The sequence below is a fragment of the Novosphingobium sp. KACC 22771 genome (genome assembly GCF_028736195.1).
In the GTDB taxonomy this organism is placed as follows: Bacteria; Pseudomonadota; Alphaproteobacteria; order Sphingomonadales; family Sphingomonadaceae; genus Novosphingobium.
The window spans coordinates 2,089,302-2,103,855 of record NZ_CP117881.1 but is presented as its reverse complement, the minus strand read 5'-3'; the positions used below and the strand labels follow the sequence as shown (position 1 = coordinate 2,103,855).

Annotated in this window: 14 protein-coding genes; 3 read left to right on the top strand and 11 right to left on the bottom strand. The window is 63.9% G+C overall.

The genetic code is table 11. The features are described from left to right. Window positions 1-3 precede the first annotated feature (3 nt). From PQ467_RS09575 to PQ467_RS09550, 6 genes are all read right to left on the bottom strand, one after another. Window positions 4-573: a DUF2062 domain-containing protein gene (locus PQ467_RS09575; RefSeq protein WP_274173213.1), complete on the bottom strand. Its 570-nt coding sequence runs from the start codon at window positions 571-573 to the stop codon at window positions 4-6. Further along, window positions 570-1,052 carry an SsrA-binding protein SmpB gene (gene smpB, locus PQ467_RS09570; protein WP_172341395.1) on the bottom strand — a complete coding sequence of 161 codons (483 nt, stop codon included), beginning with the start codon at window positions 1,050-1,052 and terminating at the stop codon, window positions 570-572. The genes PQ467_RS09575 and smpB overlap by 4 nt, the downstream gene beginning before the upstream one ends. 157 nt (window positions 1,053-1,209) lie before the next feature. Next, a complete protein-coding gene (locus tag PQ467_RS09565) occupies window positions 1,210-2,418 on the bottom strand; it encodes a type III PLP-dependent enzyme (protein ID WP_274173212.1) in 1,209 nt (402 codons plus the stop codon). Window positions 2,419-2,720: 302 nt separating this feature from the next. Next, window positions 2,721-3,896 carry a carboxynorspermidine decarboxylase gene (locus tag PQ467_RS09560; RefSeq protein ID WP_274173211.1) on the bottom strand — a complete coding sequence of 392 codons (1,176 nt, stop codon included), beginning with the start codon at window positions 3,894-3,896 and terminating at the stop codon, window positions 2,721-2,723. Window positions 3,897-3,899: 3 nt separating this feature from the next. Further along, window positions 3,900-4,244 carry a DMT family protein gene (locus tag PQ467_RS09555; RefSeq protein WP_274173210.1) on the bottom strand — a complete coding sequence of 115 codons (345 nt, stop codon included), beginning with the start codon at window positions 4,242-4,244 and terminating at the stop codon, window positions 3,900-3,902. Further along, on the bottom strand, window positions 4,244-5,455 hold the full coding sequence (locus tag PQ467_RS09550) for a saccharopine dehydrogenase family protein (RefSeq protein ID WP_274173209.1): 1,212 nt from the start codon (window positions 5,453-5,455) through the stop codon (window positions 4,244-4,246). Before PQ467_RS09550 ends, PQ467_RS09555 begins: the two co-directional genes overlap by 1 nt. 199 nt (window positions 5,456-5,654) lie before the next feature. Here PQ467_RS09550 and PQ467_RS09545 point away from each other — a divergent pair, with 199 nt between their 5' ends. Further along, window positions 5,655-6,893, top strand: coding sequence for a DUF3419 family protein (locus PQ467_RS09545; RefSeq protein ID WP_274173208.1), 1,239 nt, complete (start codon window positions 5,655-5,657; stop codon window positions 6,891-6,893). A gap of 5 nt (window positions 6,894-6,898) precedes the next feature. After that, window positions 6,899-7,552 (top strand): class I SAM-dependent methyltransferase, encoded by a 654-nt coding sequence (locus PQ467_RS09540; RefSeq protein WP_274173207.1) that lies wholly within the window; start codon window positions 6,899-6,901, stop codon window positions 7,550-7,552. Here PQ467_RS09540 and PQ467_RS09535 read toward each other — a convergent pair. The 5 genes from PQ467_RS09535 to PQ467_RS09515 all read right to left on the bottom strand — a co-directional run bounded on the left by PQ467_RS09535 (window position 7,549) and on the right by PQ467_RS09515 (window position 13,605). Next, complete coding sequence (locus PQ467_RS09535) at window positions 7,549-8,748, bottom strand: class I SAM-dependent RNA methyltransferase (protein WP_274173206.1); 1,200 nt, start codon at window positions 8,746-8,748, stop codon at window positions 7,549-7,551. The genes PQ467_RS09540 and PQ467_RS09535 overlap by 4 nt on opposite strands. 9 nt (window positions 8,749-8,757) lie before the next feature. Beyond that, entirely contained in the window at window positions 8,758-10,128 is a 1,371-nt protein-coding gene (locus PQ467_RS09530; protein ID WP_274173205.1) for an NAD(P)H-hydrate epimerase, read from the bottom strand. Next, a complete protein-coding gene (gene ilvD, locus PQ467_RS09525) occupies window positions 10,125-11,966 on the bottom strand; it encodes a dihydroxy-acid dehydratase (RefSeq protein ID WP_274173204.1) in 1,842 nt (613 codons plus the stop codon). Before ilvD ends, PQ467_RS09530 begins: the two co-directional genes overlap by 4 nt. An 80-nt stretch (window positions 11,967-12,046) precedes the next feature. After that, window positions 12,047-12,781: an N-formylglutamate amidohydrolase gene (locus tag PQ467_RS09520; RefSeq protein ID WP_274173203.1), complete on the bottom strand. Its 735-nt coding sequence runs from the start codon at window positions 12,779-12,781 to the stop codon at window positions 12,047-12,049. Beyond that, window positions 12,778-13,605, bottom strand: coding sequence for a 4-(cytidine 5'-diphospho)-2-C-methyl-D-erythritol kinase (locus PQ467_RS09515; RefSeq protein WP_274173202.1), 828 nt, complete (start codon window positions 13,603-13,605; stop codon window positions 12,778-12,780). The genes PQ467_RS09520 and PQ467_RS09515 overlap by 4 nt, the downstream gene beginning before the upstream one ends. Before the next feature lie 103 nt (window positions 13,606-13,708). Here PQ467_RS09515 and PQ467_RS09510 point away from each other — a divergent pair, with 103 nt between their 5' ends. Beyond that, a complete protein-coding gene (locus tag PQ467_RS09510; RefSeq protein WP_274173201.1) occupies window positions 13,709-14,527 on the top strand; it encodes a hypothetical protein in 819 nt (272 codons plus the stop codon). Window positions 14,528-14,554 lie beyond the last annotated feature (27 nt).

Sequence of the window (14,554 nt, the reverse complement as noted above, 5' to 3'; positions counted from 1 at the left end):
CGTTCAACCCTGCGCGCCGATACGCCGACGCCGACGCGCATGCCGCACCAGCACCACCCGCCGCCACACCAGCGCCGCCACCACATAACCCACCGCCGCGCAGACGACCGAGATCACGCCTAGCCCGAGCAACAGCGCCGGCGCGCCATCCGACAGCATCCAGCGAGTCCATTCCGTCAACCCGGCGCCGCTGCGATACAGATGATCGAGCGTGCCAAGATCAGCATGAAACCCGAAATTGTTGCCCACCGAAATCGCGCCCACCATGATGAAGGGCGTGGTGGCAGGATTGGAAAGGAAAGTCATCGCGCCCGCCAGCGGGATATTGCCCCGCCACGGTACGCACATCAGCGCCGCACCGACCAGTTGAACACCGGGGATCAGGGCAAAAATGCCGACGAGCAGGCCAACCGCCACCCCGCGCGGCACGCTGCGCCGGTTGAACCGCCACAGATCGGCGCGCAGCACCAGATGGGCGAAGGGGGCAATAATGCGGCTGTTTTCCAGAGTCGCGCGGGTGGGCAGCAGGTTTCGCGCCCAATTGGACAGAGAAACGAGCCGCCGCCCGCTCACTTGTATTCCCTCATGATCCGGGCCTGATCACGCTTCCATTCGCGGTCCTTGATCGTGTTGCGCTTGTCCGCGTCATTCTTGCCCTTGGCCAGCGCCAGTTCGACCTTGGCCCGGCCCCGGCCGTTGAAATAGACCGAGAGCGGCACCAGCGTCATGCCCTTGCGCTCGACCGCGCCGGTCAGTTTTGCGATCTCGCGCTCGTGGAGCAGCAATTTGCGCGGGCGCTTGGGCTCGTGGTTAAAGCGGTTGCCGTGGCTGAATTCGGGCACATTGGCGTTGACCAGCCAGACCTGACCATCGCGCACCTCGGCATAGGCCTCGGCGATCGAGCCTTCGCCAAAGCGCAGAGACTTTACCTCGGTGCCGGTCAGGGCGATGCCTGCTTCCAGCTTGTCCTCGATAAAATAGTCGAAACGCGCGCGCCGGTTTTCGGCAACGGTCTTTTTCTTGTCGAATTGGGTCGGAGTCGGACGGGCCATGATACTTCCGCATGTAGGGAGTAGAGCCCTCCAACGGAAGCCCCTTGCCAGACCGTTTTCGAGCCAAACTGTGAAATGGGGGTAAAAACCGGCGAATGGTTGAAACAAAAAGGGCGGCCGATGATCGACCGCCCCATTTTGTCCAATGTCCAGCGACTTAACGCAGGCGCACCACATTGTCCGAATGGCGCGGATCGCGGCGGGTGCCGCAATATTGCGTGGCCATCGGCTCATCGCACACTTCGATCACCAGACCGGTGCCGAAGCCGTTGAACCGCGTGCGCATCGCCGCGCCATAAGCGCCCAGCATGCCGATCTCAATATAATCGCCCGGCTGGATATTGGCAGGCAGACGGAACGGCCCTTCCATATAGTCGGCATCATCGCAGGTCGGACCGTAGAAGGCGAAGTCTTCCTCGGCGCTGTCCCGCTCGGGGTTCAGGCACTTGACCGGGAAACGCCATTCGACATGGGCCGCGTCATAGAGCGCGCCGTAAGCACCCTCGTTGATGAACAGCTCGTTGCCGCGGCGCTTTTCCACCTGCACGATCATCGAGTTATATTCCGCCGACAACGCCCGGCCCGGTTCGCACCACAGTTCGGACGAATAGGACACTGGCAGCGATTCCGCGGCGCGGTGGATCGAGGCGAAATAATCCTCCATCGGCGCAGGCTCCATCCCCGGATAGATCGAGGGGAAGCCGCCACCCACATCAATGATGTCCACCGTGATCGACGCATCGACAATCGCGGCGCGCACGCGTTCCAGAGCCTGCACATAGGCAAAGGGCGTCATCGCCTGCGAACCGACGTGGAAGCAGATGCCAAGGCAATCGGCAACCTGACGGGTGGCCTGAAGCAGGGGAGCCGCATCGGCCAGATCGATACCGAACTTGGACGCGAGGCTCAGCTCCGAATATTCGCTCGACACGCGCAGACGCACGCAGAGCGAAAGGTCGGTGGCGGCATTGCCTTCACGATCGCGGGTCGCCTCGACGATCTTTTCCAGCTCTTCCTGGCTGTCCAGGCTGAACGTGCGAACGCCGTGGATGTGATAGGCCTCGTGGATCGCGGCGACGGGCTTGACCGGATGCATGAAGCACAGAGTCGGCTCGGCGCCCAGCGTTTCACGCACCAGACGCACTTCAGCGATGCTGGCGGTATCGTAATGCGTGACGCCATTTTCCCACAGCACGGCCAGCAGGTCGGGCGAAGGATTGGCTTTGACGGCATAGAGCGACTTGCCCGGAAACTTCTCGACAAAGAAGCGGGCAGCGCGCGCAGCAGCCTGCGGGCGATTGAGGATAACCGGTTCGTTGGGCGAAAGAGCGCGAACTACAGCCGGTGCGTCAAGATGAATGGACAACGCAAGGGACCCCCAAATGGCCAAATGGCCGTTAGAACAAGGAAAGCTGCCTTGCGGTTTGGAAGTCCCCATGGGGCAGCGAGGGGGGTGCATATAGGCCGTTTGTCGGGGGGTGCAAGGGGAAAAATCACGCCTCATCGCTGCTTTGCGTGCGAATGGCGGAAATCCGGCCTATCGAAAAATCATCCCAGAATCGCATGACAGTTTGATGACAAAGGCAAAGCGGCACGCCGCCCGGGCCGGACAGCGCGCCAATCATGCATATCATTGTTATTGTTGATTTTAATGAAATGCCTGCGCAATCAGCTCAAACGATCGCGGAACGTCTCCCAACTGAAATGTTTCACACATTCCAGCGAATCATCCCCGCTGTTCCAAAGCCAGATCGAGGGCAGCGGCACGCCGTTGAAGGTCGTGGTCTTGACCATCGAATAATGCGCCTGATCGAGGAAGGCAAAACGCTGCCCCGGCTCACACGGCACCGGCAGCCTGTAGTCGCCGATCACATCGCCAGCCAGACACGACGGCCCGCCCAGACGCACCGCCTCGCCCTCCTCGCGCTCGCCCAGCATGGCGGGGCGATAGGGCGCCTCGATCACATCGGGCATATGACAGGTGGCCGAAATATCGACAATGGCGACCGGGATGCCGTTGGTATGCGTGTCCAGCACCGTGCCGATCAGGATGCCCGCATCCAGCGCGACCGCCTCGCCCGGTTCCAGATAAAGCTCGCAGCCGGTCTGCGCCTTCACCGCTTTCAGGAAAGCGACCAGATCGTCGCGCTGATAATCGGCCCGCGTAATATGATGCCCGCCGCCAAAGTTCAGCCAGCGGATCGGCCCGCCATTCACCGCCAGCCAAGGCGCGATGGTCGGATAGAGCGCAGTCCATGTACGCTGGAGCGGCTCGAAATCCTGCTCACAAAGCGTGTGGAAATGCAGGCCGGTCACGCCTTCGAGTTGTTCGGCCTTAACCTGATCAACCGGAAAGCCGAGCCGCGAGCCCAGCGCGCAGGGGTCATATTTCTCGACCTCGCCCTCGCGGTGGAGCGGGTTGATGCGCAGGCCGATGTCAAAATCGCCGCCCTGCTCCGCCAAAATCGGGCGGAAGCGCGCCAGTTGCCCCGGCGAATTGAAGATCACATGATCGGAAATCGCGCAGATCTCGGGCAGATCCTCGGCGCGATAACCCGCGCAATAGGTCGCGATCTCGCCCTTATAGGACTGCTGGGCAAGACGCGCTTCCCACAACCCACTGGTGCAGACGCCATCGAGATATTCGCCCACGATCGATGCCACGCGCCACATGCTGAACGCCTTCATCGCGGCCAGCACCTTGACGCCCGCCCGGTCGCGCACATCGGCCAGCACCGCCAGATTGGCCCGCAGCCGCGCTTCGTCCACCACAAAGGCGGGCGAATTCACGCGGTTCAGGTCAAAATGCGCAAAGGCGCCGGGATCGCCTGCACGAGTTTCCATGCGTCAGTTTCCTTTGAAAATCAGCGCCGCGCCCGCGATAATCAGCGCAAAGCCCGCCAGTTGCGTCAGCCCCGGCTTTTGCCCGAACAGCGCCCATGCCACCAGCACGAAACCGGCCAGCGAAAACACTTCCTGCATCGTCTTGAGCTGGGCCAGCGAATAGGCCTTTGACCCCAGCCGATTGGCAGGAACGGCCAGCCAATATTCGAAAAAGGCCAGCCCCCATGAGGCCAGCACGGCCACCCAAATCGCCTCTTTGGGCGCCTTGAGATGGCCGTACCACGCCACATTCATGAACAGATTCGACCCCGCCAGCATCAGCGGGGGCAGGATCAAACCCCAGTTCATCAGAACTGCACCGGACCGTCGAGTTCTTCCACGCTCCACGGCAGGCCATGCTTGTTGAGCATGTCCATGAAGGGATCGGGATCGAACTGTTCGATGTTGAACACGCCCGCACCGGTCCAGATGTCCTGCATGATCATGGCCGCGCCGATCATCGCCGGAACGCCGGTGGTGTAGCTCACCGCCTGATTGCCGGTTTCGGCATAGCATTCTTCATGATCGCAGATGTTCTTGATGTAGAACGTCTTCTCACCGCTGCCGTCCAGCGCCTCGCCGGTGGCGATGTCGCCGATGTTGGTCTTGCCCTTCGTCGTCGCGCCCAGCGTGCTCGGTTCGGGCAGAACGGCCTTGAGGAACTGGAGCGGAATGATTTCCACGCCATTGTAGACCACCGGATCGATGCGGGTCATGCCCACATTCTGCAGGACGGTCAGATGCTTGATGTATTCATCGCCAAAGGTCATCCAGAAACGCGCACGCTCAAGCTCCGGCAGGAACTTCGCGAGGCTTTCCAGCTCCTCGTGATACATCATATACATGTTCTTGGGGCCGACTTCGGCAAAGTCGAACTGGACCTTGTTGGCCATCGCCGGGGTTTCGACGAACTGCCCGCCTTCCCAGTGGCGCGCGGGCGCGGTCACTTCGCGGATGTTGATTTCCGGATTAAAGTTGGTGGCGAAAGCCTGCCCATGGTCGCCGCCGTTGCAATCGAGAATGTCGAGCTGGCGGATGGTCTTCAGCTTATGCTTTTTCAGCCACATGGCGAAAACCGAGGTCACGCCCGGATCGAACCCCGAGCCCAGCAGCGCCGTCAGACCAGCTTCCTTGAAGCGGTCCTGATAGGCCCACTGCCAGTGATATTCGAACTTGGCCACGTCCTTGGGCTCATAATTGGCCGTGTCCATGTAATGCGCGCCCGCGATCAGGCACGCATCCATGATCGTCAGATCCTGATAGGGCAGCGCCAGATTGACCACCAGCTTGGGCCCGATCTGCTTGATCAACGCGGCCAGCGCAGGCACGTCCTCGGCGTCAATCGCATAGGTGGCGATATCGACGCCCGTGCGCTCCTTGACCGAGGCGGCAATCGCATCGCACTTGCTCTTGGTGCGGCTGGCCAGATGGATGTCGGAAAAGATATCCGCATTCATCGCCATCTTGTGCACCGCCACCGAGCCGACGCCGCCGGCGCCAATCACCAGAACCTTGCCCATGGGCGAAACTCCATAAAAACGGGCCGGCGCTGATGCCCGGCCCTGAAAAATCCGAATGCCGCCATATAGGGCCGGATTGTGACAGCACAACATCCGTTGATAGGCCCAATTGTCGTCAAATCGTCACGCCCCCGTCATGGCGCCGCAACGCACCGGTCATATGAGCGCTGAAAATAGTTCAGCCGGAGACAAGTCGCCCATGTCCGCCCCTATGCGCGCCAGCCAAACCATCGTCCCGCATATCATCGACCGGGCTGTGGTGCGCAGCCATGCCCCCCGGCGCGAACGCCTTGCCGACCGGGCCTTTGCGCTGGCTTTTCGCGGCCTGGTCTATGCTCAGATCTGGGAAGATCCGGTGGTGGACATGGCGGCGCTGGAAATCGCGCCTGACAGCCGGATCGTTACCATCGCCTCGGGCTCGTGCAATGCGCTGTCCTATCTGGTGGCCGACCCGGCCCAGATCACGGCGGTGGACCTCAACACCGCGCATATTGCGTTGGGACGGCTGAAATATGCCGCTTTCCGCCATCTGCCCGATTACGAATCGCTGCGCCGTTTCTTTGTCGAGGCCGACAACAAGGCCAATCTGGCCGCCTATCGCCAATATCTCGCGCCGCATCTCGATGAACCCACCCGCCGCTATTGGGAAGGGCGCGATCTGGCCGGGCGCAAGCGAATCGGCGGCTTTGCCAGCGGCATTTACAAGCGCGGGTTGCTTGGCAATTTCATCGGAATGGCGCATCTGGTCGCGCGGCTCTATCGCGTCGATCTGCGCGCCATTCTGGAGGCGCAGAGCATCGAGGACCAGCGCCGCATCTTTGATGAAAAGATCGCGCCGGTCTTCGACAAACGCTTCATCCGCTGGCTGACCAACCAGCCCGCCAGCCTGTTCGGCCTGGGCATTCCCCCGGCGCAATTCGACGCGCTGGCCGGGGATCAGCGCATGGCCCATGTCTTGCGCGCGCGGCTGGAAAAGCTGGCCTGCGACTTTGCCGTGGGCGAAAATTACTTCGCATGGCAGGCCTTCAACCGCGGCTATGGCAAGGGGCCGGACGCGCCGTTGCCGCCCTATCTGCAACCCGTCAATTACGCGAAGGTGCGCGACCGCATCGATCGCATCGACTGGCGCCATGTCAATTTTACCGACCATCTGCGCGAGCAACCCGACGCCAGCCTCGACCGCTACATCCTGCTCGACGCGCAGGACTGGATGAGCGACGCGCAATTGACCGACCTGTGGCAACAGATCACCCGCACCGCCCGGCCCGGCGCGCGCGTCCTGTTCCGCACGGCGGCCGAGGAAACACTCCTGCCCGGCCGCGTGCCTGAGGAAACCCTCTCGCGCTGGGACTACAGCGAGGCCGAAGCGCGCAGCCTGATCCGCGCCGACCGCTCCTCGATCTATGGCGGCCTCCACCTCTATCGCTTCAAGGGATGATCCCCATGGCTACCGCACCTGCTCTCGAAACCCATGGCGATCTGATGGACAGCGTTTATCGCTGGCAGCGCCATATCTATGATGTCACGCGCAAATATTTCCTGTTCGGGCGCGACCGGCTGATCCGGGGCCTGCGTATGCCCTATGGCAGCGCGGTGCTCGAAGTGGGCTGCGGCACGGGGCGCAACCTCTCGCTGGTGCGCGAACTGTGGCCCAAGACCCAGATCCATGGGCTGGATATTTCTCCCCTGATGCTGGAAACCGCGCAGGACCGGCTGGGCGCCCGCGCGCGTCTGGCCGTGGGCGATGCCTGCGAATTTGATGCGCAGGACCTGTTTGGCCGCCCGCATTTCGAACGGGTGATGATCTCTTTTGCCCTCTCGATGATCCCGGCTTGGGAAGAAGCCATCGCGCAGGGCATCGCCGTGCTGGCGCCGGGGGGCGAATTGCACATCGTCGATTTCGGCATGGGGCAGAGGCTGCCCGCACCCTTGCGCTGGGTGCTGATGCGCTGGCTGGCGCATTTCCACGTCACCCCCCGCCCCGATCTGGCCGAAGTCGCCCACCATCTGGCGGGCAGCATCGCCTCGGTCGAGGTCCATGACGGCCCGCTGGATTACTATCGCCTGATCGTCATCCGGCGCTATCGCGGCGTTTAATCGCGCACAAACAGGCTGGCGAGTTCGACATGCGTGGTCCAGCGGAATTGGCCCACCGGGCGCAATTCGGCCAGGCGATAGCCGCCCTCGATCAATTGCGCCGCATCCCGCGCCCAGCTTGACGGGTTGCAACTGATATAGACCACGCGCTTGACCGTGCTGGCGGCGATGCGCCCCACCTGTTCGCGCGCGCCCGCACGCGGCGGGTCCAGCACCACCGCGCCAAAGCGGTTCAACTCATCGGGCATCAGCGGATTGCGGAACAGATCGCGATGCAGCGGGTGAACGATCAACCCGCTGCGCCCCGCCGCCGATTTGCAGGCGAGGAAGGCGGCCTGATCAGCCTCAGCCGCCAAGACCTTGGCACCGGCCTTGGCCAGCGCGAAGGCGAAAGTCCCGAGGCCCGCAAACAGATCTGCCACCGGCGATACGCCTTTCAGCCATTCGACCGCCGCACCCACCAGCGCCTGCTCGCCATCCAGCGTGGCCTGAAGGAAGGCGCCGGGCGGCAGAGGTGCTTCGACGCCCGACAGGTTGACCGTCACGCCATCGGGCTCCCACAGGCTCTCCGGCCCATAGCCCTGATCGAGCGAAAGCCGGGCCAGCCCATTGTCGCGGGCAAAGTCCAGCATCGCCTCGGTCTGCTGCAACCCTTCGACCGTCAGACCTTTCAGCGAAACATCCACCCCCTGACTGGCCAGAGTCAGGTCGATTTCAACCGCAAAGCGCCCGTCGCGCCGCGCCAGCAATTTACGCAAAGGCCCCAGCACCGCCACCAGTTCGGGCGCCAGCACCGGGCATTCCTTCAGATCGACCAGCTTATGCGACCCGCCCTCGGAATAGCCCAGCGCGATAGCCCCGCCCACCCGCGCCGCGCGCAGCGACGCACGCCGCCGCGAACCGGCAGGCGAAAGATGCGTGGGCGCCAGAATGCCCGGTTCCATCCCCTGCCCGCGCGCGGCATGGATCACGCGATCGCGCACGAAATCGGACAGCGCCTCGTCGCCGACATGCTGAAGCGTGCAGCCTCCGCAGGTGCCATAATGACGACAGGCGGGCGCCGCATAATTGGGCCCGCGCGCAATCGAGCCATCCGCGCGCAAAGCATCACCCGGCGCCGCCCCGGCCACATAGGCCCCGCTGGCGGTTATGCCATCGCCCTTGGCGGCAATGCGCAGGATCGGATCGTCACTCATGCTGGCCCCTTAACTCTGGAGGCTGGCCCGATAAGCCTTCGCGATGGATTTGGCCAGTTCTCCGGCAGAAAAAGGCGGCGGGGTGATCCGCGCTGCCTCACCGTGAAGCCAGACGCCTTCGCATGCGGCCGCAAAGGGGTCAGCGCCATTGGCCAGCCTGCTGGCAATCGCGCCCGCCAGAACATCGCCCGTACCCGCCGTAGACAGCCAGCTTGAGGCGCGCGGAGCGGCAGCCCAGCGGCCATCGGGCGAGGCGACTATCGTATCCGGCCCCTTGGCGACGATCACCATCCCGCTGGCCTGCGCCAGATTGCGGGCGCGGGCGATCTTGTCCTCGCCATGGCTGCCGAAATGACGCTCCAGCGCGACCAGTTCACCCTCATGCGGCGTGGCAATAGTGGCCGCCATCCCCTTGGAAAGCAAATGACATCCATCGGCATCCAGCACCGTCGGCCGCCCCGCCGCCAATGCCTCGGCCAGCAGGAAATGGCCCGCCGCATCGCGCCCCAGCCCCGGCCCGACCAACAGCACCGCAATCCGCGCATCGGAAAAATCCGCCCGCGCGCAGACCAGATCGACCGGCACTGCCAGCGGCGCGTCGCTCAACACTTTGACATAGCCAGCGCCCGCGCCCTGCGCCGCCGTGGCCGCCAGCATGGCCGCGCCGGGCATCGCCCCCGCCACCACGCCGAGCAGCCCGCGCCGATATTTATGCGCATCGGCCGCCGGGGCATGAAACCGGGGCCGCCCGATCACCTGCCCCGCATCCTGCATTGCGCCGCAGCCGATATCGACCAACCGCAATTCCCCCATCCGCGCACAGGCGGGCATCAGGACATGCGCAGGCTTCCACGCGCCCAGCGCTATCGTGAGGTGATAATCGGGCAGGTCATCATTCAACGCCGCGCCGGTATCTGTGGCGATCCCACTGGGCAGATCGACCGCAATCCGTTTGCCATGCCGCGCCGCCAGACCGTTCAGCAACGCCAGATCGGCATCCCCCAGCCCGCGCGTCAGCCCGGTGCCGAATAGGCAATCGACCAGCACATCGCCATCGACCACACCATCGACCACCGCGCCGGAATAAAGAGACTGCGCCAACCGCGCCGCATCGGTGCGAGGTTCAGCGGCAGGAAGCACCACCACATGGCCGCCCCGCCGCCGGATCGCCTCGGCAATGACCCAGCCGTCGCCACCATTGTTGCCCGGCCCGGTCAGGACGGTCACGCGGCGCGAGGGACCGGCGATGCGCCAGACATAGTCCGCCGCCCCGTTCCCCGCGCGCTGCATCAATTCATCCACCCCGATCCCGCCCGCGATCAGCGCGCCTTCGGCGGCGCGCATCTGATCGGCGGTAAGGACCTGGCGCGATACGCTCATTTCAGTTGCGAGATATCCCGCACCGCGCCCTTGGCCGCGCTGGTGGTCATCGCGGCATAGGCCTGCAAGGCGGTCGAAACCTTGCGCGGGCGGTCCTTGGCGGGCTTCCAGCCCTTGGCCTCCTGCGCGGCGCGGCGCTCGGCCAGCACCTCGTCGGAAACGGCAAGGTTGATCGTGCGGCCGGGGATGTCGATCTCGATCACATCGCCGGTTTCCACAAGGCCAATCGCGCCGCCTTCGGCCGCCTCAGGCGAAGCATGGCCGATCGACAGGCCCGAAGTACCGCCCGAGAAGCGACCATCGGTGATCAGCGCGCATGCCTTGCCCAAGCCCTTCGACTTCAAGTAGCTGGTGGGATAGAGCATTTCCTGCATACCCGGACCGCCCTTGGGGCCTTCATAGCGGATGACAACCACATCGCCCGCCACGACCTGTCCGGTCAGGATCGCCGTCACCGCCGCGTCCTGGCTTTCGTAAACCTTGGCAGGGCCGGTGAACTTCAGGATGCTTTCATCCACGCCCGCCGTTTTGACGATGCAGCCCTCGAGCGCGATATTGCCGAACAGGACCGCCAGACCGCCGTCCTTGCTGAACGCATGTTCGACGCTGCGGATCACGCCCTTTTCGCGGTCGGTGTCGAGCGATTCCCAGCGACGGCTCTGGCTGAAGGCCACCTGCGTCGGCACGCCGCCGGGGGCGGCGAGGAAGAACTGCTGAACTTCGGGATCATTCGAGCGACCAATGTCCCACTTGGCCAGCGCATCGCGCAGGGTGGGCGAATGGACGGTGGGCAAATCGGCATGGAGCAGCCCGCCGCGCTCCAACTCGCCAAGGATCGAATAGATCCCGCCCGCGCGGTGAACGTCCTCCATATGCACGTCATTCTTGGCCGGCGCGACCTTCGACAGGCAGGGGACGCGGCGCGAGAGGCGGTCAATGTCGTTCATGGTGAAATTGACGCCCGCCTCCTGCGCGGCGGCCAGCAGGTGGAGCACGGTGTTGGTGGACCCGCCCATGGCGATGTCGAGGCTCATGGCGTTTTCAAACGCTTCAAAACTGGCGATGTTGCGCGGCAGCACGCTTTCATCGTCCTGCTCATAGTAACGCTTGCACAGTTCCACGGCCAGACGGCCAGCGCGCAGGAACAGTTCCTTGCGGTCGCTATGCGTGGCCAGCGTCGAGCCATTGCCCGGCAGCGAGAGGCCCAGAGCCTCGGTCAGGCAGTTCATCGAATTGGCGGTGAACATCCCGCTGCACGACCCGCAAGTGGGGCAGGCCGAGCGTTCGATGGTCTTCACTTCCTCGTCGGTATAGGCTTCGTCCGCAGCGGCAACCATGGCGTCGACCAGATCGAGCGCCACTTCCTTGCCGCGCAGCACGACCTTGCCCGCCTCCATCGGCCCGCCGGACACGAAGACTACGGGGATGTTCAGACGCATCGCGGCCATCAGCATGCCCGGCGTGATCTTGTCACAGTTGCTGATGCAGACCATCGCATCGGCGCAGTGGCCATTGACCATATATTCGACGCTGTCGGCGATCAGGTCGCGGCTGGGCAGCGAATAGAGCATGCCGTCATGGCCCATCGCGATGCCGTCGTCGATGGCGATCGTGTTGAATTCCTTGGCCACGCCGCCTGCCGCCTCGATCTCGCGCGCGACCATCTGGCCCAGATCCTTCAAGTGGACGTGGCCGGGCACAAACTGGGTAAAGCTGTTGACCACCGCGATGATCGGCTTGCCGAAATCGCTGTCCTTCATGCCGGTGGCGCGCCACAGGCCCCGCGCGCCCGCCATATTGCGGCCATGGGTGGATGTGCGTGAACGATAGGCAGGCATGGGGATTACTCCGGCAGACTCGGGGAAGACGTTTGCGCCCCTACAACCCCCAAGCACAAGTGGCAAATCGAAAATTGCAATTAGGGAAGATTTAGCGCAACTTTATTACAAATATCCGCCATGCGGTCGGCCCATAACGCCTGCCCCGCCGCATCGCCGATCAGATCCTGCCGGATTTCCACGCCCAGATAGGGGCGCCCCTCGGCCTCGGCATGGCGGTTCATCGTGTAATTCAACACGCGGCCCGAATAGGGCAATTGATCGCCGACAATCAGCCCTTCGGCCTCCAGCAACGGAATCGCGATGCGCGCGGCGCGGTCGTCCTCATTATACAGGATGCCGACATGCCAGGGCCGCGCCTCATCGCTGGTGGCCAATCGCGGGGTAAAACTGTGCAGCGAGAGGATCAGCGCGGGCGGCGCGTCATCCAGCAATTGCGAGAGCGCCGCGTGATAGGGATGATGAAACCGCGCGAGACGGGCCTCGCGCGCTTCGGGTGTGATCTCATTGCCGGGGATCGGATGACCATCGCTGACATGCGGGATGGTCGCGGCCTGATGATCCCCGCGATTGAGGTCGCAGACAAGGCGGCTGACATGCGCGCAATAGGCGGCAATGCCGGGGCGCCGGGCCATGATCTGAGCAATCGCGCCCACGCCGATGTCGACGGCAATATGCTGATCCATCAATTCGGGCGCGATACCAAGATCCACGCCGTCCGGCACGCGATTGCTGGCATGATCGGATACGATCAGGATGCCGCCGAATTTGGGCTCGCCAAACAGGCGATAGGCGTCGGTTTCGCGCGCGATCATCGCAGCAGCCCCGCCATTTGCCACCATTGCGGATGATGCGCCGCGATGGCAGCGGCGGCGGCATCGCGCCCTGCCACATCGTCAAACAGCGCAAAACACGTCGCCCCAGAACCCGACATGCGCGACAGCCAAGCCTCCGTTTGCCCCAAAGCCGCCAGCACATCGGCCACCGGCGGACAGATCGCAATCGCAGGCGCCTCCAAATCGTTGCGGCCAAGGATCGCGATGTCGCGCGCGGACCCTTGCGGCATGGAGCCGCGATCGACGCGATCCCATGCCTTGAACACCGGCCCCGTCGGCAAAGGCACACGCGGATTGACCAGCAGCACCGGGCAGCCTTTCAGATCATCGGGCGCCGCCTCAAGCTCGGTTCCCGTGCCGCGCCCGACCATAGCCACGCTTTCGACGCAGGCCGGGACATCGGCGCCCAGCCCGGCGGCCAAACCATGCCAATCATCGGGCAGCACCCCCGCCCGCCGCGCCATACGAAACACCGCGCCCACATCGGCCGAACCGCCGCCCAGCCCCGCCGCCACCGGCAGCGCCTTGTCCAGCTTTACCGCCCAGCCGCCCGCGCGCGAGATCAGCGCCAGCGCGTCCAGCACCAGATTGCTCTCCTCGCCCGCCAGCAAAGGAGAGAATTCGCCGGTGATCGTCAGCGAATCCCCGCCGGCAGGCCGGGCCGTCAACGCATCGCCCGCATCGACAAAGGCAAATAGCGTTTCCAGTTCATGATAGCCATCATCGCGGCGGCGGCGCACATGCAGCGCAAGGTTGATCTTGGCATAGGCCGTTTCGGAGAGGGGGAAAGCGACAGGTTCCATGCCGCCTCCCATGGCGCGAGCGTCGGGCGCAGGCAAGACGGGATGTAAGGAAATCCATTACAAGTCTTGTCATCCGCCCCCAATGCCGCCAATCAGGCGCGCAATGACCGCAACCTCTCCCCTTTCGGCGCAAATCGCCGCCGCGCTCGATTGGTGGCGCGAGGCCGGGGTCAGCTATGCCTACAGCGACGAGCCGCAGGAATGGCTGGAGGAAATCGCGCCGGAGCGCGGGGCGCAGAACGGCTCGCCGCCCCCACCGATGATGCGGGCAAAGCCCGAGCCGCCGCCTCCCCCGCCGCGCCCGCGCCTGGGCGGGGATGTCGCGCAATGGCCCGCAGCACTTGCCGATTTTGCGCCGTGGTGGATGGGCGAGCCGACACTGGACGCCACCGGAACAACGGGCCGCGTACCCCCGCGCGGGGCTGCCGGGGCCGCGCTGATGGTGGTGGTGCCCATGCCCGAAAATGGGGACGCACAGACCGGCCTTTTGCTCTCCGGGCCGCAGGGCAAGCTGCTTTTGGCGATGCTTCGCGTGATGGGGCTGGAGGCGGACGATTGCTATATCGCCGCCGCCCTGCCCCGCGCCATGCCCGCGCCCGATTGGGATCTTTTGCGCAGCGAGGGCATGGGCGCCGTGCTGGCCCACCATATCGCGCTGGCCGCCCCGCGCCGCCTGCTCTTGCTGGGCGACCGCATTTTGCCGCTGCTTGGCCACGACCCATCGCAAAAGCCTGCCCTTTTATCACTGATTAACCAAAGTGAGGCAGGACAAAGCCGCCCGGAACCCGGAACGGACGCGAGTGGGGTCGCCGTTCTTGTGGGTCAGGATCTGGGCATGCTGCTGGAAAATCCACGGCGAAAGGCCGGGTTCTGGCGCAGCTGGCTTCATTGGTCCAACGGGCTGGACGGGATAAGGGATTGATTTTGCGGTTACGGGATCGACACAAGG